An 18,776-nucleotide genomic window follows, 5' to 3' on the forward strand; every position below is an offset into this window, starting at 1 on the left:
GCTGCCGTCGCGCACAGCCGCTCGCGCGGTCGGGTCGGGCTACGCCCGGGTGCGGGCGAACCAGTCGGCGGCGAGGTCGACGAGGGCGCGGACGCGGGCGAGGCGTGCGGTCGCGGCGCCGACGGTGCCGACGGTCTCGTGCCCGGTCGCGGAGAACACCGCGCCGACGGCCTCGAAGTCGGCGTCCTCGACGACGGGCTCGTCGAACCACACCCACTCCCGACGGCCGTCGACGAGGAGCGGGGCGCCGTTGCGGACGGTCGGCAGCGGCAGGCCCGCGCGGGCCTCGGCCAGGTGCAGCGCGGTGCACTTGTCGTAGCCGACGCCGAGCAGGAGGACCTGCGCGTCGAGGGCGTGCAGCGCGGCGAGCGGCGAGCCCTCGCCGACGGGGTCGTCCAGGTCGTGCCGTGCCAGCACCTCGGCCGCGCACGGGCCGTGCGCGACGAACGACCGGTGCGGGTGCCACGAGCGGCGCGTTCCCGGCAGGGTGCGCAGCGCCTCGACGACGAGCCCCATCGTGCGGGTCGGTGTCCAGGCGGGGTCGTAGACGGGCAGCGCGGCGCGGACGTCGTCGTACCGGGACGGCGGGACCGACGGGTCGGCGAGGTAGGCGGGGTCGCAGAGCTGCCACGACTGCGCCGGCATGACGAGCGTGCCGTCGGGACCGAGCGCGTCGAGCAGCGCGCGCACGACGGCCTGCTCACCCCCGACGACCGTGCCGAGCCGTGACAGCGACGCGTGCGCGACCAGCACTCCCCCCGGCTCGACCCCGAGCGCGCGCAGGTCGCGCTCGAGGTCGGCGCCGAGGACGAGCGTCACGCCAGGCGCCAGACGGACACGCCGGGCCCGTCGCCGCCGACGTGCAGCGCGTCGGGCCGGACGTCGAGCGCGCCGTCGCCGTACAGGCGCTCGACGGTCGAGCCCGGTGGGACGAGGTGCCGCGGCAGGTCGACGCCGGACCACGGTGCCCGGGCCGCGACGACGAGCACGCGCTCGTCGGCCGTCTCCCGCAGGTACGCCAGCGCGTCGTCGGACACGACCGCCCAGCGCAGGCCACCCTCGCGCAGCGCACGCGAGGAGCGGCGCAGCGCGATGAGGGACCGGTACGTCGCGAACGTGCGGGCGTCCCAGCGGTCGCCTCCGCCGGCCTCGATCTGGTCCCACGGCATCGGGACGCGCGCGTGCTCGCCGTTGGTGCCGGTCGCGCCGCCCTCGTCCCCGGCGAACAGCGCGGGCGTGCCGGGGTAGGTGAACAGCAGGCCCGCGGCCACCTCGACGAGGGCCGGGTCGCCGACGACCGTGCGCAGGCGCGGGGTGTCGTGCGAGCCGAGCATGTTCCACTGCCGCGCGGTGACCTTCCACGGCACGGTCGCGTCGAACTCGCGCATCGTCTCGACGACGGACACACCGCCGCGGCGCGGGATCGTCGTCGGGACGCCCAGGAAGTCGAGCGTCGTCGCGGGGTCCACGAGCCAGGTCCACAGCGGCTTGGTGAACGCCGAGTAGTTCATGTTGACCTGCCAGCCCTCGCCGGTCAGGTCACCCGCGGCGTCGTGGAAGTGCTCGCTCACGAGCACCGCGTCGGGGTTGAGCTCGGTCATCGTCGCGCGCACGGTCCGGGCGACCTGGTGCGTGAAGTCGTCGGACGCGTACCGGCCGGTCATGTTGGCGACGTCGATGCGCCAGCCGTCGAGCGCGAACGGCTCGCCGAGCCAGCGGCCGATGACCGAGCCGGGGCCGTCGACCATCCGGCGGGCCAGCGCGGACGAGCCGTAGTTGAGCTTCGGCAGCGACGGGACGTCGAGCCACGCGACGTAGCCGAGGTCGGACTCCTTGTCCCAGTAGTAGAACTCGGCCTCCTCCGACGACCGGTCCCGCAGGGCGTGCTCGAACCACTCGTGCGCGACGCCCGTGTGGTTGGTCGTGAAGTCGCCGACGAGCCGCATCCCGCGGCCGTGCAGCGCGCGGCGCAGCGAGACGAGCGCCTCGTCGCCCCCGAGCAGCGGGTCGACGTGGTCGAACGTGCGCGCGTCGTAGCGGTGGTTCGACTGCGACGGGAAGACGGGCGTCAGGTAGACGGTGTCGACGCCGAGCCGCTGCAGGTGGTCGAGCCGCTGCTCGATGCCGAGCAGGTCGCCGCCGTAGAGCTGCACGGGCGTCGACGGCCCGCGGCCGATCGGCTCGTCGTCCCAGTCCGCGGGCTCGGCCCAGTCGGGGAACGTCCGCTCGACGCCCGACCGCGCGAACCGGTCCGGGAAGATCTGGTAGACGACCGCCGACGACGTCCACGCCGGAGCGGGCTCGTGCACGGTGAGCCGGAAGTCGGCCGCGTCGGGCACGTCGCGCGAGAACAGCCCGCGCCCGTTGAGCCAGCGGTAGCCGCCGGGCTCGTCGAGCAGCGCGCGGTACGACGTGACCGGGTTGTGCACGGGCACGTCGGCGACGTACCAGCGCTCGTGCGCGTCGGCGCGGTCGAGCCGCGCCTGCACCATGCGCGGCTCCGCGTCGCGGACGGTCCGCACCCACAGCGCGCGCTCGGTCGCTGAGGCCGGCACGCGGAACCGCACCGGGACGACGTCGCCGAGCGCGGGCGTGCCCGCCGGGACGTAGAGCTCGGAACCGTCGTGGTGGGGCTGGTCGAGCAGGTGCCGCACGGTCATCCCTTCACCGCGCCCTGGGTCAGGCCGGAGACGATGTAGCGCTGGAGGAACTGGAACAGGAGCACGACGGGGATCGCCGCGAGCACGGCGCCGGCCGCGAACACGCCCCAGTACTCGGAGAACCGCTGGCTCACGTACTGGTAGAGGCCGACCGCGAGCGTCTGGGACTCGGGGTCGACGAGGACGATCGACGCGATGAGGAAGTCGGAGAACACCCCGACGAACGACAGCAGACCGACGACCGCGAGGATCGGCGCGACGAGCCGCAGGATGATCGAGAAGAAGATCTGCGCGTGGCTCGCGCCGTCGATCTTGGCGGCCTCGTCGAGCTCCTTCGGGACGGTGTTGAAGAACCCGTACATGAGGTAGGTGTTCACGCCGAGCGCGCCGCCCAGGTACACGAGGATCAGACCGAGCGGCGAGCCGAGACCGATCGCCGGGAAGACCTCACGGAGCGTCACGAGCAGCAGGAAGATCGCGACGTAGGCGAGCACCTGGGGGAACATCTGCAGCAGCAGCAGCGAGAGCAGCCCGCCGCGGCGGCCGCGGAACCGGAACCGCGAGAACGCGTACGCGGCCGCCGCGCCCAGCAGGACCGTGCCGATCGACGTGGTCGTCGCGATGACGATCGTGTTCGCGAACCAGCGCAGGTACGGGTGCACCGGGTCGCTCAGCAGGTCGACGTAGTTCTGGAACGAGATGCTCGAGAAGAGCTGGTTCGACCCCGTGAGCGAGCCCGTCGGGTTCAGGGACGACGACAGCACGTACAGGATCGGGATGAAGCAGAAGACGAGCACGGCCCAGGTGACGACGTGGCGCCAGCCGAGCTCGCGCCACCAGCGCACGCCGCGCGGGGTCGTCTCGTTGCTGTCGGGGCGCAGGCCGGCGTCGGTGGTGCCGGCGGGGAGCGTGGTGGCAGCCATCAGTGCAGGTCCTCCAGGGCGCGGGTCTTGCTGAAGGTGGCCGCCGAGATCGAGGCGACGATGAGGAAGATGAGGATCGACACCGCGCACGCGAGGCCGTACTGGCGGTTCACGCCGCCGAACGCGAGCCGGTAGACGAACGTGATGAGGATGTCCGTCGCGCCGACGTCGACCGGGGCGGACAGGTCGTCGGGACCGCCCTCGGTGAGCAGGTAGACGACGTTGAAGTTGTTGAAGTTGAACGCGAACGACGAGATCAGCAGCGGTGCGGTCGAGACGAGCAGCAGCGGCATCGTGAGCGACCGGAACAGCCGCAGCGGCTTGGCGCCGTCGATCTTCCCGGCCTCGTAGATCTCGTTCGGGATCGACTGCAGCGCACCCGTGCAGATGAGGAACATGTACGGGAAGCCGAGCCACAGGTTCACGACGAGCACGGAGATCTTCGCGAGCCACGGGTCGGTGAGCCACGGGATGCTCGCGCCGCCCAGCAGCGTCGCGTTGACGAAGCCGAAGTCGCGGTTGAGCATGCCCTGCCACACGAGGGCCGTGAGGAACGCCGGGAAGGCGTAGGGCACGATCAGCAGCGACCGGTAGATCTTGCGGCCGCGCACCTTCGGGTGGTTGAGCACGACCGCCATGAACAGGCCCAGCCCGAACGTCAGGACCACGGACAGGATCGCGAAGGCGAACGTCCACAGCAGCACGCCGACGAACGGCCCGGCGAGCTTCGAGTCCGTGAAGACGCGGCTGAAGTTCTCGAAGCCGACGAAGACCTTCCACCCGGTGCCGAGCTGCGAGCCGTCGGCGGCGACGAACGCCCCCTGCTCCTCGTCGGCGGTGTAGACGTCGCCGGTCGCCGTGTTGGTGATCGTGCCGGCGGCCTCGTCCCACTCCATCGTCGAGACGTAGACGTACCCCGTCGAGCCGTCGGGCGTGCGGACGCTGCCGTCGTTCGGGTCGTCGGAGATCGGGACGCGCAGCGCGAAGATCTCGTCCTGGCGCTCGAGGACCTCGTTGAACTGGAGCGTCTGCCAGCCGTCGACCGACGCGACGCGGCCGTTCTCGAGCGTCGCGTCGACGGGCTCCAGCGGCTCCTCGGCGGTGCCGAGCTCCGCGTCGCCCTCGCCGTCGACGACCGCGAAGCCGAGCTCGTCGCCGTTCGCGACGACCGTGAGCGGGTAGGTCGGCGAGTCCGGGAGACGTGCCTCGTTCTGCACGAGGATCGCCTCGACCGCGTCGGCCTGCGTCGAGTTGTGGCCGTCGCCGTAGTTGGTGAAGGCCGTGAAGCCCGTGTAGAGGACGACGAACACCTGGTACACGAGCAGGAAGATCAGGCCCGGCACGAGGTACTTGGCCGGGAGCATCTTCTTGGAGAAGTAGACGACGTTCACCGCGACGAGCGCGACGACGAGGAACGCGACGATCCCCCACTGGCCGAGGGCGCCGGCCGCGAGGACGCCGTAGACGCCGAGCGCGTCGACGAGCGCCACGAGCACCGTCTTGACCCAGAAGCCGCGGTTCAGGTCCTGCCGGCTCCACCAGCTCCCCGTGGGCCGGCGCGGGCCGGACGACGGTGGCGGCGCGGTCGCGTCCGTGCGGTCAGGGCGGGTCGACGTGTCCGTCATGGGGTGCTCCGGAGATCGGCGGTGATCGGCGCGCACGGCGCGCGGGGGCTGCTCGGCGCGCGAGGGCGCACGTGCGGTGGCGCACGCGTCCTGCGGCGCCGGGGTGCGCGCGGGTGCGCGCGGTCCGGCGACCCGGCCGGGGCGGGCCGGGTCGCCGGACGGGTGCTCAGCTCGCGGCGATCTTGCCGGCGATCGAGGCGGTCATCTGGTTCCACAGCGCGGTGGGGTCGCCCTGCTGGTTGACGAGCGCGACCTCGGTGGCGCCCCAGTCGGCCCAGACGGTGTCCATCGCGGGGATCGACGGCATCGGGACGCCGTCCTTGCCGACCTCGGCGAACCCGCCGACGATCGGGTCGTCGCCGATCTCGTCGAGCGCCGACTGCAGCGCCGGGGCACGGCCGCCCGCCTCGTACATGGCGAGCTGGACGTCCTTGGTGCCGAGGTAGTTGACGACGAACTCGTTCGCGAGGAGCGCGTTCTTCGACTTCGCGGAGATGAAGAAGCCCTGCACGCCGACGAACGGCTGCGACGGCTGGCCACCGGCGGACGGCACCTTCTCGATGCCGACGTTGATGCCGGCGCTGACGAAGTCGCCGACGTTCCACGGGCCCGTGATCATGTACGGCGCCTGGCCGTTGATGAACGCCTCCTTGGCGACGTCACCCGAGAGCGACGTGTTGAGGACGCCCTCGGCGCCGAGCTTGGCGACGTACGCGGCGAACGCGCGGCCGCCGTCGGAGTCCATCGCGAGCTGCGACGCGTCGTACGCGCCGTCGGCGTCGGTGCCGAAGACGGGGGCGCCGAACGACGTCTGCAGCGGGTACATGTGGTACGGGTCGCCGGTCTTCTCGTCCTGCTGGATGAGGACCGAGTACTGCGTGCCGGCCGCCTTGGCCTGCGCGACGAGCTCGTCGAACGAGGCGGGCGTGGCGTCGGGGACGAGGTCCTTGTTCTTGACGAGCGCGATGTTCTCGACGGAGTACGGCAGGCCGTACAGCGTGCCCTCGTAGCTCATGGCCTGCGTGGAGACGGCGAGGAAGTCCTCCGCCTTGTCGCCGAGCTCGATCGGGGCGACGACGCCGTTCTGGACGAGCTTGCCGAGCCAGTCGTGCGCACCGACGATCACGTCGGGGCCCTGGCCGGTCGGCGCCTGCGAGATGAAGTCGTCGCGGATGTCGCCGAAGTCCTTCTGGACCAGCTTGACGGTGACGCCCTTCTCCTTCTCGAAGGTGGTCGCCACCTCCTTGACCGGGCCGGACCGGGTGTCGTCCACCCAGACGGTCAGGGTGCCGGCGTTCGCCGCGGACGACTCGGACGCGTCGTCCGTCGTCTCGCCGGACGAGCCCGAGCACGCAGCGAGCGTCAGCGCGAGGCCGAGGGTCGCCGCGACGACAGGGATGCTCCGTCGCATCGTGTCTCTCCAAGGGGTGCAGAGGGAGTGCCCGCTCCGGCGGTGCTCCCACCGACGCTGGCCTGGTGCGACGGAAAGTTACGTCGTTGCACCGCGCGTTGCAAGTCGTTACGGTAACTTTCAGGCAACGGTTGCAGCGGCGTCACGAACGGGCTCGCCTCGACCACGAACAGCCCAGGACGAGGAGGTCCCGTGTCCCTTACGCTGCCACCCGTGCGCACCCGTCTGACGGACCTGGCCGAGCAGGCCGGCGTCAGCACGGCGACCGTGTCACGGGTACTCAACGGCAAGCACGGCGTGTCGGCCCAGGCACGGCAGGCCGTGCTGGCGGCCCTCGACGTGCTCGGCTACGAGCGCCCCGAGAAGCTGCGCACCCGCTCGGCCGGCCTCGTCGGCCTCGTCGTGCCCGAGCTGTCGAACCCGGTGTTCCCCGCGTTCGCGCAGGTCATCGAGACGATGCTCACCGAGCGCGGCTACACCGCGGTGCTGTGCACGCAGTCCCCCGGCGGCACGACCGAGGACCAGTACGTCGAGATGCTCCTCGAGCACGGCGTCGACGGCATCGTCTTCGTCTCCGGCCTGCACGCCGACACCACCGCGAGCAAGGAGCGGTACCACCGGCTGCGCAGCCGCGGGCTGCCCGTGGTCCTCGTCAACGGCTGGGCCGAGGGCGTCGACGCGCCGACCGTGTCGACCGACGACGCGGCCGCGCTGGACCTCGCGTTCCGCCACCTCACGTCGCTCGGGCACCGCAGCATCGGCCTCGCGATCGGCCCCGACCGCTTCGTGCCCGCGCGCCGCAAGCGCGAGGAGTTCGCGGTCAACCTGCAGCGGCACCTCGGCGTCGACGACCCCACCGGGCACGTCGTGTCGACCCTGTTCACCGTCGAGGGCGGCCAGGCCGCGGCGCTCGACCTCATCGACTCCGGGCACACCGCGATCATCTGCGGCTCCGACCTCATGGCGCTCGGGGCGATCCGCGCCGCCCGGTCCCGCGGGCTGTCCGTGCCGGGCGACGTCTCCGTCGTCGGGTTCGACGACTCGCCGCTCATCGCCTTCACCGACCCGCCGCTCACGACCGTGCGCCAGCCGGTCCAGGCGATGGGCCACGCCGCGGTGTCGGCGCTCGTCGCGGAGATCAACGGGACGCCCGCGTCGCGCACCGAGCTCAAGTTCCACCCCGAGCTCATCGTCCGCGGCTCGACCGGTGCGGCCCCCGCCCACGCGGTCGCGAACGGCGCGCCCGCCCACGGCACCACCGCGAACGGCACCACGGCGGACGGTCCGGCACCCGCCTGACCGGCAGGCTTGCCGGACCCCGGCAGCCGCTGCCTACCCTGGTCCGACCCGGAGCCTTCGTCCGGCCCGCCCGGCCGACCCACGCACCGCTCCTCCGGCGACGACGCCTCCCCTCCCCAGATCCACCCGAAAGAGGCATGCCCGCATGACGACGCTCGACTCCCGGCCCCTGCACACCCTCGTGCACGCCCCATGCTCGCCCGACGCCGAGTGGTGGCGCACCGCGGTGATCTACCAGGTCTACCCGCGGTCGTTCGCCGACGCGTCGGGCGACGGCGTCGGCGACCTGCCCGGCATCACCTCGCGCCTCCCGCACCTCGCCGAGCTCGGGGTCGACGCGGTGTGGCTCTCGCCGTTCTACCGCTCGCCGCAGGCCGACGCGGGCTACGACGTCGCCGACTACCGCGACGTCGACCCGCTGTTCGGCACGCTCGACGACTTCGACACGCTGCTCGGCCGCGCGCACGAGCTCGGCATGCGCGTGATCGTCGACCTGGTCCCCAACCACACGTCCGACGAGCACGCGTGGTTCGTCGAGGCCATGGCTGCCGGCCCCGGCTCGGCCGCACGCGACCGCTACCTGTTCCGCGAGGGCCGCGGCGAGCACGGCGAGGAGCCGCCCAACAACTGGCAGTCGATCTTCGGCGGCCCGGCGTGGACGCGCACGACGAACCCGGACGGCACGCCCGGCCAGTGGTACCTGCACCTGTTCGACTCGCGCCAGCCCGACCTCAACTGGGAGCACCCCGAGGTCCGCGCCGAGTTCGAGGACGTGCTGCGGTTCTGGCTCGACCGCGGCGTCGACGGCTTCCGCATCGACGTCGCGCACGGCATGGTCAAGGAGGCGGGCCTGCCCGACTGGGACGGCCACGTCTCGATGATCGAGGGCGTCGACGAGGTCGACGGCCACGACGCCGTCCCGACCGAGGCGGACGACCCGTCGCGCGCCGACGAGGTCACCGGGTCCGGCAACCGCGGCCCGATGTTCGACCAGGACGGCGTGCACGAGATCTACCGTGCGTGGAACCGGGTGCTCGCGCAGTACGCGGGCGACCGCGCGCTCGTCGCCGAGGCCTGGGTCGAGCCGCTGTCGCGCCTCGCGCTGTACGTCCGCCCGGACGAGATGCAGCAGGCGTTCAACTTCGCGTTCCTCGCGACGCCGTGGGACGCCCCGCAGCTGCGCGACGTCATCGAGGCGTCCTACGTGACGGCCGACGGCGTCGGCGCGCCGACCACCTGGGTGCTGTCGAACCACGACGTCGTGCGCCACGCGTCGCGCCTGGGACTGTCGGTGCCCGGCTCGCGGCCCAACGGCATCGGCGTGGGCGACGAGCAGCCCGACGAGGCGCTCGGCCTGCGCCGGGCGCGCGCCGCGACGCTCCTCATGCTCGGCCTGCCCGGCTCGGCGTACCTGTACCAGGGCGAGGAGCTCGGTCTGCCGGACCACACCGCGCTCGACGACGACCTGCGCCAGGACCCGGCGTTCTTCCGCACGGGCGGCGCGGAGCGCGGGCGTGACGGCTGCCGCGTCCCGCTGCCGTGGGCGGCCGCCGAGGAGGGCTTCGGCTTCTCCCCGACGGGTGTCACCTGGCTGCCCCAGCCCGCGTCGTGGGCGGCGTACGCGCTCGACGCGCAGCGCGGGGTCGCCGGCTCGACCTACGAGACATACCGCGCCGCGCTCGGCCTGCGCCGCAGCGAGCTGCTCGGCTCGGGCGGGCTCGCGTGGACGCCCGGTCTCGGCGAGGACGTCATCGCGTTCGTCAACCGGGAGGTGCAGGTCGTGGCGAACCTCGGCACCGCACCCGTCGTCCTGCCGGCCGGCACCGAGGTGCTGCTGACCTCGGGCGACACCGCGACCGACGCCGACGGCGCCGTGCTGGTCCCGTCGGACACGACCGTCTGGGTGCGCGCGACCGCGTGACCCCGCCGACCGCCCCGGGCGGCGCGCCCAGCACGGTGCGCGGCCCGGGGCGGTCGTGCGTCCCGGGCCGGTCGTGCGACCGGGCCGGTCGTGCGTCCCGTGGGGTCCTGCGTCCCCGGGGCGCGGGTCCCTCGTGGGGAGGGCGCCGCGCCGCGTCAGGCCGCCGGTGGGTCCTTCTCGCGCGTGAGGTGCACCGCGAGCACCGCGACGTCGTCGCCGCGCTCCGCCGAGTCGAACTGGCCGAGCAGCACGTCGCACAGCTCGCCCGGGTCGAGGGTTCCGGCGTCCGTCACGACCTCCGCCATGCGCGCGAGCGACTCGGCCAGGTGCCCCGAGCGTCGCTCGAGCAGCCCGTCGGTCACGAGGACCAGCGTGCACGGACCAGCCGACGGCACGGTCGTCGTGCGCCGCTCGGTCGGCAGCCGCACGCCCAGCAGCGGGGACGAGCCGGTGAGGTAGCGCGCGCCGTCGGCCGTCACGAGCAGCGGCGGCAGGTGCCCGGCGTTGACGACCTCCATGCTGCCGTCGCGCAGGTCGACGACCGCGACGCACACCGTCACGAGCTCGGGGTGGCTGCGGATCAGCAGCTCGTTGAGCAGGTCCACCGCGCGTGCCGGCGCGTGGCCCTCGACGAGGTAGGCGTGCAGCGCGAACCGCAGCTGCGCCATGACCGTCGCGGCGCGCAGCGAGTGGCCCTGCACGTCGCCGATCACGACCGCGACCGTGCCGTCGGGCAGCTCGAGCGCGTCGTAGAAGTCGCCGCCGACGCTCAGCTGCGCGTCCGACGCGCTGTACCGCGCGGCCATCCGGAGCCCGGGCGGCGTCGGCAGGCTGTGCGGGAGCATCGAGCGCTGGAGCGTCAGGGCGATGTGGTGCTCCTGCGCGTACGACCGGAGCGTCCCGATCGCACCGGTCAGGGCCTCGCCCAGCTGCTGGGCGAGATCCGCGTCCTCCGCACCGAGCGGGCCGTCCGGGGTCGCGACCGCGAAGCCGCCGAGGTGCCGCCCGGACGCGTCGAGCAGCGGCGTCACGTGCCAGCCCGTGGCCGGCACCCCCGCACGGTCGAGCATCTCCCGCCACACCCCCGGGGTGTCCTGCGCGGTCCACGTGTAGGGGTGCGCGGCATCGGGCTCGGCCGCGGGCGCGAGCAGCCGGCCACGGACCGCTGTCCGGCCCGGTCCGGGGCTCACGACCCGTGTCGCCATGCCGTCGGACGCCGTCGCGACGACCACGACCGCGGCACCGAAGACGGTCGCCGCGCCCTGCGCGGCCGCGGCGACGAGGTCGTCGAGCGAGCGGGCCGACCCGAGCGGCACGACCGCGGCCGTGAGGTCGGCGAGACGCCGCGCGTGCTCGGTGATCCCGCGCCGCGCGGCGTGCGACCGGCACAGCCCGGCGACCGTCGCGAGGAACTCGTCGCGGTCGAGCGGCTCGACCAGGTACGCGTCGGCACCGCGCTGCAGGCCCGACGTGCGGGAGCGGGCGTCGATGCTGGTCGCCGACACGTGCACGACCGGGACGGCGGTCGTCGCGTCGGCCTTGATGACCTGCAGGACGTCGAGGCCCGACATGTCGGGGAGGTTCACGTCGAGGACCACCGCGTCGTGACCGGCGACCGCGTCGAGAGCGTCGCGGCCGGTCGCCGCCTCGGTGACCTGGTAGCCCGCGCGGCGCAGCCAGCTCGCCATGACGTACCGGTGCGCCTCGGTGTCGTCGACGACGAGCACGCGGGAGCCTGAGTCGCTCACGGCTCCACCCTCGTGCCTGCAGCGCGCGCGAGCACCTCCGTGAGGCCGTCCGCGTCGAGCGCGGCCTTCGCGACGAACGGCACGTCCGTGACCGGCGGCTCGTCGAGCGTCGACATGAGCACGACGGGCAGCGTCCCCCAGCGGGCGTCCGACCGGAGCGCGTGCAGCGCCGTGACCCCGTCGACGCCCGGCATGCGGACGTCCATGAGCACGACGTCGGCCGCACCCGCGGCGAGCACGTCGAGCGCCTCGGCCCCGTCGCGCGCCTCGACGACCTCCGCCGCCGACGGCGCGAGGAGCCCGCGCACGACGGCTCGCGCCGCGTCGTCGTCGTCGACGACGAGCACACGACCGAGCGTCGGTGCGGTCGTGCGCTCGAGCGTGAGCGTGAACGTGCTGCCCTCGCCCACGACGCTCGCGACGTCGAGGGACCCGCCGAGCGCCTCGGCGACCCGTCGCGCGTACGGCAGGCCGAGGCCTGTGCCCTTCGCGGACGGCTGGAGCCGGTTGGGCACCTGGAAGAACTCCTCGAACACCGTGTCGAGGTGCTCCGCGGGGATGCCGATGCCCGTGTCCCGGACCGTGACCACGACGACGCCGTCCTCGGGCACGGCGACCGCGACGTCGACCGACCCCGCGTCGGTGAACTTCGCCGCGTTCGTCAGGAGGTTGCGCAGCACGCGGCCGAGCAGCTCGGCGTCCGTGTGGAGCTCGACGCCCGACGGGACGTCGAGACGCATCCCGACGCCCGGCCGCAGGAGCGGGCGCACGGTGCCCTCGAGGTCCGCGAGCAGCACGGCCAGGTCGACGCGTGCGCGGTGCACGTGCTGGCGGCCGGACTCGGCGCGCGCCAGGTCGAGCAGCTCGTTGACCATGCCGAGCAGCGCCCGCGCGCTGGAGTCGAGGTACCCGACCTGGATGCGCTGGTCCTCGTCGAGCGTGCCGTCGGCGAGCAGCGACGCGAGCCCGAGGATCGAGTTGACCGGCGCACGCAGCTCGTGGCTCACGCTGCGCAGGAAGCGCGTCTTCGCGTCGTTCGCGGCCGCGAGCTGGCGGCCACGCTCGTCGAGCTCGGCGTACAGCGCGACGACGCCGCTGTTGGTCTCCTCGAGCTCGTCGGAGAGCTGGGAGTACATGGCCATGACGCCGCGGTTGGTCTCCTCGAGCTCCTCGTTGGCGCGCACGAGGTCCTGCTCACGGGCGGCGAGCGCCTCGAGCGCACGGACGAGCTCGGTGTTCTGCACGCGCAGCTCGTCGAGCGCGTCGGCGGCGCGCGGGCGCGACAGGGACGCGCGGACGTCGTCGAGCCGTGCGGGCGACAGCGCGCGGGCGTCGGGCAGGACCTTGCGCAGGACGACCACGCGCGTGCCGTCGACCTCGGCGGCGACGTCCACGCCGTCGACGAGCCGCTGCGCCGCCGCGACACCCGTCACGTCGCCGCGCGCGTCGCGACGGGCCGGACGTCCGCTGACGCGGACCACGAGCTCGGGCGCGGTCGACGACCCGCCGACCTCGAGCACCGCGCGACCGCCCTCGCCACCGACGACCTCGCGGCCCACCTCGGAGAGCGCGGTCGCGAGGCGCACCTGGTCCTGGCCGTCGAGCCCGAGCAGCCCGCCCGCCTCGCGGCCGACCTGGCGCAGCAGCACGACGTCGCCGTCCGTGACGAGGTCGACGGCACCGAGCCGGCGCACCGTCGGGCCGGACGTCATGCGGGGACCGCCGGGGTGGTCCGGGCGACCACGACGCTCGCGTCGTCACGCCGCACACCGAAGTCGCGCAGCAGCACGGCCGCCACGACGAGCGAGGTGCGGGCGAGCAGGCCGGGGTACGCGCCGAGGTCCTGCCGGTCGGTCAGGCCGTCGCTGTGGAGCACGACGGCCGCACCGGGCGGGAGCGGGTAGACGGCCTCGCGGAGCGTGCGCGCCTGCGCGCCGGCGATCCCGGGGTGGCTGATCATGCCCCGTCGGGTCACGCCGTCGAGCACGACGCCCGCGATGTTGCCGACTCCCGCGTACCGCACCTCGTCCGCGTCGAGCCGGGCGACCGCGACCGCGGCACCGCGCGTGCCGGACAGCGCACGGTGGACGGCGGTCAGCAACGCGAGCGGCCCGCCGACGGGCGCACCGCGGAAGGCGCGCACCGCCTCCGAGCTCGCTGCGGCCGCGAGCGGGCCGTGCCCGAGCCCGTCGGCCAGCATGACGGTGAGGACGCCGTCGTCGTTGCGGATCGCGTACGCGTCGCCGCACACCTCCTGCCCCGTCATCGGCCGGGTGATGCCGACGGCGGCGGGGACACCCGGGTGCGCGGCGCGCTCGGCGGCGAAGGCGGCGGCGACGACCGTGCCGGACGCCGGGCGGGACCAGATGTCGAACGACGTCGCGAGCCGCGACAGCGTCCCGAGCCCGATGCCGAGGGTCCCCGCCGACGACACGCCGTCGGTGAGGGACGCGGCGACGTTCACCATGCCGGGGCCCGAGTCGACGGCCACCGCCTCGACGACGGGACCCGACGTCGCGTGCCGCACACGCAGCAGGAGCGAGCCGGAGCCCGCGTGGTTGATCTGGTTCGCGGTGAGCTCGGCGACGACGAGCGCGATCTCGCCGGCCCGCTGCTCCGACATGCCCACGCGCCGCGCGAGCGACGCGGCGCCACGCCGCGCGGTCCCGGTCGCGCTCACGTGGTCGACCGTGAACCAGGCGACGTCCTCGACGGTGCCGTCCGCGCTCACCGCGACCACGAGGCGATCACCACACGAGTGCCACGCCCCGGGCCGGTGTCGATCTCGAAGTGCTCGACGAGCCGGCGCGCGCCCGACAGGCCGAGCCCCAGGCCGCTGCCGCTCGTCCACCCGTCCGTCATCGCGAGGTCGAGGTCCGGGATGCCGGGGCCGTCGTCGCGGAACTCCACGCGGACGCCCGTGCGCCGCCCGTTCGCCTCCACGGACAGCACCGCCTCGCCGCCGCCGCCGTAGATGAGGGTGTTGCGCGCCAGCTCGCTCGCGGCCGTGACGAGCTTCGTCTGGTCGACGAGAGACAGCCGCGCGCCCTGCGCGAGCCCGCGGACGGCCTGACGCACGCGGACGACGTCGCCGTCGGACGTGATCGCGAGGCGCTCGGACGTCGCCGGGTCGGCTGTCACGCGGGCTCGTCGGGGGCGAGCTCGAGGATCAGCGACTCGGGCGCGTCCTCCTCCGCAGGCTGCAGCAGGCGCAGGCCCTTCTCGACGTCGAGCGCGGTCCGCACGCCGTCGAACGAGAGGCCGAGCTCGACCATCGTGATCGCGACCGCGGGACGCATGCCGACGACGACGGTGGTCGCGTCGAGCACGCGCGAGATCCCGGCGATCGACGACAGCATGCGACCGATGAAGCTGTCGACGATCTCGAGCCCGGAGATGTCGATGAGGACGCCGCGGGCACCGGTCTGCGTGATCCGCTCGGCGAGGTCCTCCTGCAGCTGCAGGGCCGACTGGTCCTGCAGGTCGACCTGGATCGAGACCAGCAGGGTCGAGCCGATCTTGAGGATCGGGACGCTGTCCATCACGCCCCCGCGACCGCGCCGGCCGCGCCTGCGGTGCGCGCGCTGCCGTTGGCCCGCAGGGCCGCGACGAGCGCGTCGGCGAGCGTCGCCTTGGTGCGGATGTCGCCGAACTCGATGCCGAGCGCGACGATCGTCTGCGCGATCTGCGGGCGGATGCCGCTGATCGTGCACTCGGCGCCCATGAGGCGCGCCGCGACGACCGTCTTGAGCAGGTGCTGCGCGACCTGCGTGTCGACGGCCGGGACGCCCGTGATGTCGATGATCGCGTGCTCGGAGCCCGTGTCGACGAGCGTCTGGAGCAGCTTCTCCATGACGACCTGGGTGCGGGCCGAGTCGAGCGTGCCGACGAGCGGCACCGCCACGACGCCCTCCCAGAGCTTCACGACCGGGGTCGACAGCTCGAGGAGCTGCTCGGCCTGCTCGCTGATGATGCCCTCGCGCGCGGCGGCGAACGACTCGAACGTGAACAGGCCGAGGTCGTCGACGAGGCGCAGCAGGCCGGTCACGTCCGCGACGCTCTCGGCGTCGCCGCGCCCGACGACCGCGTACAGGCCCTCCTTGAGCGCGAAGACGCCCACGGCGGTCTCGCGCGGCGTGAAGCCCAGGCGCGCGCGCGTCGCGGACAGCTCGCTCAGCAGGCTGCGCAGCGAGTCGAACGCCGGGTCGTCGAGCTGCTCGCCGCCCGCGCGCAGGCCGTCGACGAGCGCGTCGAAGATGTCGCGCTGCTCGCGCTCGGCCTCGGCGCGCGTGATGCGTCCGCGCAGCTCCGTGACGACGCGGTCGAGCCAGGCGGCGCCGATGTCTTCGCGCCGGTCCTGGAGGATCGCGGCGAGGCGGGCGGCGTCGGCTGCGGGCATGCGGGGCTCCGATCGGGGACGAGGTCGCGGCCCGGGGACGGGCGCGCGGCGGCGGCGCCGTGACTCTACAGCGCCCGCTCAGGGCCCACCGGGAAGGCGGGCGGTGTCCCTCGTTCGGCTGCGCGCACGAATCGGCAGGTCAGGCGGTACGGCCGACGAGCCAGGCCCGCGCGGTCCGCGGAGGGACGTCGACGGTCATCTGCCCGTGCTCGACCCGCGTCGCCGCGCAGTCGTCGGGAGTGTCCGTCAGCACGTCACAGTAGTCGCCGTCGGCCAGTCGGGTGACCAACGCGGCCTCCAGCGGCCCGTCGCCCGCGTTGACGACGACGAGCCCGCGGTCCCCGCGCCCGAGCGCGACCGCGTCCCCCTGCGGCGGCCCGGCGTCGCGGTCGGAGAAGGCGTACCCGGAGTGCACCAGCGGGATGCCGTAGGTGCCGAGGTCGAGCGCGACGGACGGCGAGCCGCCGCCGAGCGCACCGGCGAGGCCTTCGGCGGAGGCGAGCTCGAGGAAAGGGCCGGTGCCGAGGCCCTGCTCCGGGGTGACGGGCTCGCCGGCGCCGCGGAGGACCTCCTGCACGATCCCGGTGCCCGCGGGCAGCGGGCAGCAGTGGACGTCCGCAGGGCCGAACCGTCGAGCAGGCTGCAACGTGTTGCAGCAAGCCTTGGTCACGCCTCACCCTCGCGTTGCCGTCCGCCTACGCTGACCAGGTGCCGCGCGTCCTCGTCACCGGTCCTGCCTCGTGGAACACCACGATCCGTCTGCCGTCCCTGCCCGAGCCCCGCAGCGCCACGGTCTTCGCGTCCGCGGCCCACGACGGGCTCGGCGGGACCTCGGCCGGCAAGGCCCTCACGCTCGCCGCGCTGGGGCTCGACGTCACGCTCCGCACCGTCCTCGGCGACGACGACCTCGCCACCGGCGTCCGCGCCGCGCTCGCGCACCCGCGCCTCACGCTGCACGTCGAGGACGCCGCCGACGGCCGGACCGAGCGCCACGTCAACGTGCTCGCCGACGACGGCGCACGCCTCTCGCTCTACCTCGCGCTCCCGACGCCGGCACGCCCCGTCGAGCCCGTCCCGGCCGACGTCCGCAGCCTGCTCGACGGCGCCTCCGCGGCCGTCGTCGACCTCGCGGACCACAGCCGCCCCGTCCTGGCCGCCGCGCGCGACGCCGGGGTCCCCCTCTGGTGCGACGTGCACGACGACGACGGGACCGCCGGCTACGCACGACCGTTCGCCGAGACTGCCGACGTGCTGCTCGTGAGCGCCGACCGCCTCGACGACCCGGCCGCGTACCTCGACGCCGCCGTCCGCCGGGGTGCGCGCCTCGCGGTGTGCACCGCGGGCCCGCGGGGCGCGCTCGCTCGCGATGCCGACGGCTGGTGGGACGTGCCGGCCGCACCCGTCGACCACGTCGTCGACACCGACGGTGCGGGCGACGCGTTCCTCGCCGGGCTGCTGCGCGCGACCCTCGACGGACTGCCGCACCCCGTCGCCCTCGCGCACGCCTCGGCGTGCGGTGCGCTCGCCGTCGGCACGCCTGGCGTCGGTGCGACGTCGGCGACGCGCGAGGCGGTCGCGGCGCTGGCCGCGCGCGTGGACGTCCGGGCGCGCTGACGCCCTCAGACCACGGGGCGCTCGCGCCCACCGCCGTCGAGGTCGCGCTGCCACATCCCCAGCACGCCCGTCGGGGTGAAGCCCAGCGCGACGTTGATCGCGAGCATGTGGTCGTTCTCCTGGGCGTTCCAGGTGTGCAGGCGCCGCAGCCCCGGCCACAGGTCCTCCAGTCGCAGGAGCTGCGCGGTCTTCACGAGCATCCCCAGCCGGTGACCCCGGTGGGCCGCGACGACCAGCGTGTCCTGCTGGTAGGCGACCTCCGGCAGCGTCGGCGGCCACTCGACCACGGTGAACGCGACGAGGTCACCGCTCGGGACGTGCTGCGCCGCGACGACGGCTGCGACGCGCCCCTGCTCGACGACCTCCCGGTCGTGCGCGCGCACGCGCTCGGCGTCCCACGGCTCCTCCTCGACCTGCAGGTCGGCCGTCGGGACGTCCGTGCTCATCCGGGTCCGCAGCACGGCCATCTGGTCGAGGTGCGCATCGGGAGTCGGACCGGTCCACGCGACGAGGCGGTAGGCGTCACCGGCGGCGCGCGCGGCGTCGTCGTGCGCCCGTCGGACCACGGCACGGCGCTCGTCGTCGAGCGGGAACGCGAACGTGCTGAACCGTTCGACCTGCTCGAGCCCGTACCCGCGCGCCGCCGCGAGCCGCGTCGCGGCGTCGAGGGCCGGGACCGCGCCCGTGCCGCTGCGCGACACCGCCGTGGGCGTGCCGTCCGCGGGCGCACGGTGGGTGCTCATGACGATGAGCGTCCGCCGGCCCTCCGCGCGCGCGGCCGCCTCGACCGCGTCGAGCAGCGCCGTGCCGACCCCACGCCCCCGCACGTCCGGCCGCACCCACGACTCCGCGACGGCGAGGTGCGGGTTGTCCTGCGTCGGCACGTTGACGAGCGCCGCACCCACGACCGCGTCCGCCTCGTGGCGTGCGCCGTCGGCGGTCGCGACGAGCAGCGTCGAGCGCTCGTACGGCCGCTCGCGCAGCAGGGCCGCGACCTCCGGGGCCTGCCATGCCGCGTCCGGGTACCCGAAGAGCGAACGGTGCGTGTCGGCGTGGGCACGGGACGCGCCCGTGACCGCCCACATCGCGGCGTCGTCAGGTGTCGCGGGCGCCGTCGCCCGGTGCACGGTCCAAGGAGCCATGCGCTCCAGGGTGCCGTGCCGCGGGCCCGCACGT

Annotated in this window: 16 protein-coding genes; 3 read left to right on the forward strand and 13 right to left on the reverse strand. The window is 74.0% G+C overall.

Translation table 11 applies throughout. The features are described from left to right. Positions 1–39: 39 nt before the first annotated feature. The 5 genes from GXP71_RS08445 to GXP71_RS08465 all read right to left on the reverse strand — a co-directional run bounded on the left by GXP71_RS08445 (position 40) and on the right by GXP71_RS08465 (position 6,619). The gene (locus GXP71_RS08445; protein ID WP_162352295.1) at positions 40–819 is read right to left on the reverse strand and encodes an aminoglycoside N(3)-acetyltransferase; all 780 of its coding nucleotides are present in this window, start codon (positions 817–819) and stop codon (positions 40–42) included. Then, positions 816–2,660, reverse strand: a complete 1,845-nt coding sequence (locus GXP71_RS08450; protein WP_162352296.1) for a glycoside hydrolase family 13 protein — start codon at positions 2,658–2,660, stop codon at positions 816–818. The genes GXP71_RS08445 and GXP71_RS08450 overlap by 4 nt, the downstream gene beginning before the upstream one ends. Next, a complete protein-coding gene (locus GXP71_RS08455) occupies positions 2,657–3,583 on the reverse strand; it encodes a sugar ABC transporter permease (protein WP_162352297.1) in 927 nt (308 codons plus the stop codon). Before GXP71_RS08455 ends, GXP71_RS08450 begins: the two co-directional genes overlap by 4 nt. Further along, complete coding sequence (locus tag GXP71_RS08460; RefSeq protein WP_162352298.1) at positions 3,583–5,208, reverse strand: ABC transporter permease subunit; 1,626 nt, start codon at positions 5,206–5,208, stop codon at positions 3,583–3,585. Before GXP71_RS08460 ends, GXP71_RS08455 begins: the two co-directional genes overlap by 1 nt. A 166-nt stretch (positions 5,209–5,374) precedes the next feature. Beyond that, positions 5,375–6,619, reverse strand: a complete 1,245-nt coding sequence (locus tag GXP71_RS08465; protein ID WP_162352299.1) for a maltose ABC transporter substrate-binding protein — start codon at positions 6,617–6,619, stop codon at positions 5,375–5,377. A 213-nt stretch (positions 6,620–6,832) separates the two neighbouring features. Here GXP71_RS08465 and GXP71_RS08470 point away from each other — a divergent pair, with 213 nt between their 5' ends. Further along, on the forward strand, positions 6,833–7,918 hold the full coding sequence (locus GXP71_RS08470) for a LacI family DNA-binding transcriptional regulator (protein ID WP_238402685.1): 1,086 nt from the start codon (positions 6,833–6,835) through the stop codon (positions 7,916–7,918). Positions 7,919–8,063: 145 nt separating this feature from the next. Further along, positions 8,064–9,839 (forward strand): glycoside hydrolase family 13 protein, encoded by a 1,776-nt coding sequence (locus GXP71_RS08475; protein ID WP_162352301.1) that lies wholly within the window; start codon positions 8,064–8,066, stop codon positions 9,837–9,839. A 155-nt stretch (positions 9,840–9,994) separates the two neighbouring features. On the opposite strand, the gene GXP71_RS08480 is transcribed toward GXP71_RS08475, so the two are convergent. The 7 genes from GXP71_RS08480 to GXP71_RS08510 all read right to left on the reverse strand — a co-directional run bounded on the left by GXP71_RS08480 (position 9,995) and on the right by GXP71_RS08510 (position 16,656). Beyond that, on the reverse strand, positions 9,995–11,587 hold the full coding sequence (locus GXP71_RS08480) for a SpoIIE family protein phosphatase (RefSeq protein ID WP_162352302.1): 1,593 nt from the start codon (positions 11,585–11,587) through the stop codon (positions 9,995–9,997). Then, a complete protein-coding gene (locus tag GXP71_RS08485) occupies positions 11,584–13,299 on the reverse strand; it encodes a hybrid sensor histidine kinase/response regulator (RefSeq protein WP_162352303.1) in 1,716 nt (571 codons plus the stop codon). The genes GXP71_RS08480 and GXP71_RS08485 overlap by 4 nt, the downstream gene beginning before the upstream one ends. Continuing rightward, complete coding sequence (locus GXP71_RS08490; protein WP_202924350.1) at positions 13,296–14,318, reverse strand: ATP-binding protein; 1,023 nt, start codon at positions 14,316–14,318, stop codon at positions 13,296–13,298. Before GXP71_RS08490 ends, GXP71_RS08485 begins: the two co-directional genes overlap by 4 nt. Next, positions 14,315–14,728, reverse strand: a complete 414-nt coding sequence (locus GXP71_RS08495; protein WP_162352305.1) for an ATP-binding protein — start codon at positions 14,726–14,728, stop codon at positions 14,315–14,317. Before GXP71_RS08495 ends, GXP71_RS08490 begins: the two co-directional genes overlap by 4 nt. Further along, positions 14,725–15,129 carry an STAS domain-containing protein gene (locus GXP71_RS08500; RefSeq protein ID WP_162352306.1) on the reverse strand — a complete coding sequence of 135 codons (405 nt, stop codon included), beginning with the start codon at positions 15,127–15,129 and terminating at the stop codon, positions 14,725–14,727. Before GXP71_RS08500 ends, GXP71_RS08495 begins: the two co-directional genes overlap by 4 nt. Next, the gene (locus GXP71_RS08505) at positions 15,129–15,986 is read right to left on the reverse strand and encodes an STAS domain-containing protein (RefSeq protein WP_162352307.1); all 858 of its coding nucleotides are present in this window, start codon (positions 15,984–15,986) and stop codon (positions 15,129–15,131) included. Before GXP71_RS08505 ends, GXP71_RS08500 begins: the two co-directional genes overlap by 1 nt. Positions 15,987–16,125: 139 nt before the next feature. Next, positions 16,126–16,656, reverse strand: a complete 531-nt coding sequence (locus tag GXP71_RS08510) for an alpha amylase C-terminal domain-containing protein (RefSeq protein WP_162352308.1) — start codon at positions 16,654–16,656, stop codon at positions 16,126–16,128. Between the two features lie 38 nt (positions 16,657–16,694). On the opposite strand from GXP71_RS08510, the gene GXP71_RS08515 reads away from it, so the two are divergent. Continuing rightward, complete coding sequence (locus tag GXP71_RS08515; RefSeq protein ID WP_162352309.1) at positions 16,695–17,600, forward strand: carbohydrate kinase family protein; 906 nt, start codon at positions 16,695–16,697, stop codon at positions 17,598–17,600. A 5-nt stretch (positions 17,601–17,605) separates the two neighbouring features. Here the strand turns inward: GXP71_RS08515 and GXP71_RS08520 are convergent, their stop codons facing one another. After that, positions 17,606–18,742: a GNAT family N-acetyltransferase gene (locus tag GXP71_RS08520; RefSeq protein ID WP_162352310.1), complete on the reverse strand. Its 1,137-nt coding sequence runs from the start codon at positions 18,740–18,742 to the stop codon at positions 17,606–17,608. Positions 18,743–18,776 lie beyond the last annotated feature (34 nt).

It is taken from the genome of Cellulomonas sp. H30R-01, assembly GCF_010119915.1.
Taxonomy (GTDB): Bacteria; Actinomycetota; Actinomycetes; order Actinomycetales; family Cellulomonadaceae; genus Cellulomonas; species Cellulomonas algicola.

Excerpts from the sequence above, each read along its gene's own strand:
- GXP71_RS08505 (WP_162352307.1), bottom strand. The coding sequence starts at position 15,986 with ATGCCCGCAGCCGACGCCGCCCGCCTCGCCGCGATCCTCCAGGACCGG.
- GXP71_RS08465 (WP_162352299.1), bottom strand. The coding sequence starts at position 6,619 with ATGCGACGGAGCATCCCTGTCGTCGCGGCGACCCTCGGCCTCGCGCTG.
- GXP71_RS08475 (WP_162352301.1), top strand. The coding sequence starts at position 8,064 with ATGACGACGCTCGACTCCCGGCCCCTGCACACCCTCGTGCACGCCCCA.
- GXP71_RS08460 (WP_162352298.1), bottom strand. The coding sequence starts at position 5,208 with ATGACGGACACGTCGACCCGCCCTGACCGCACGGACGCGACCGCGCCG.
- GXP71_RS08450 (WP_162352296.1), bottom strand. The coding sequence starts at position 2,660 with ATGACCGTGCGGCACCTGCTCGACCAGCCCCACCACGACGGTTCCGAG.
- GXP71_RS08520 (WP_162352310.1), bottom strand. The coding sequence starts at position 18,742 with ATGGCTCCTTGGACCGTGCACCGGGCGACGGCGCCCGCGACACCTGAC.
- GXP71_RS08500 (WP_162352306.1), bottom strand. The coding sequence starts at position 15,129 with ATGGACAGCGTCCCGATCCTCAAGATCGGCTCGACCCTGCTGGTCTCG.
- GXP71_RS08485 (WP_162352303.1), bottom strand. The coding sequence starts at position 13,299 with ATGACGTCCGGCCCGACGGTGCGCCGGCTCGGTGCCGTCGACCTCGTC.
- GXP71_RS08455 (WP_162352297.1), bottom strand. The coding sequence starts at position 3,583 with ATGGCTGCCACCACGCTCCCCGCCGGCACCACCGACGCCGGCCTGCGC.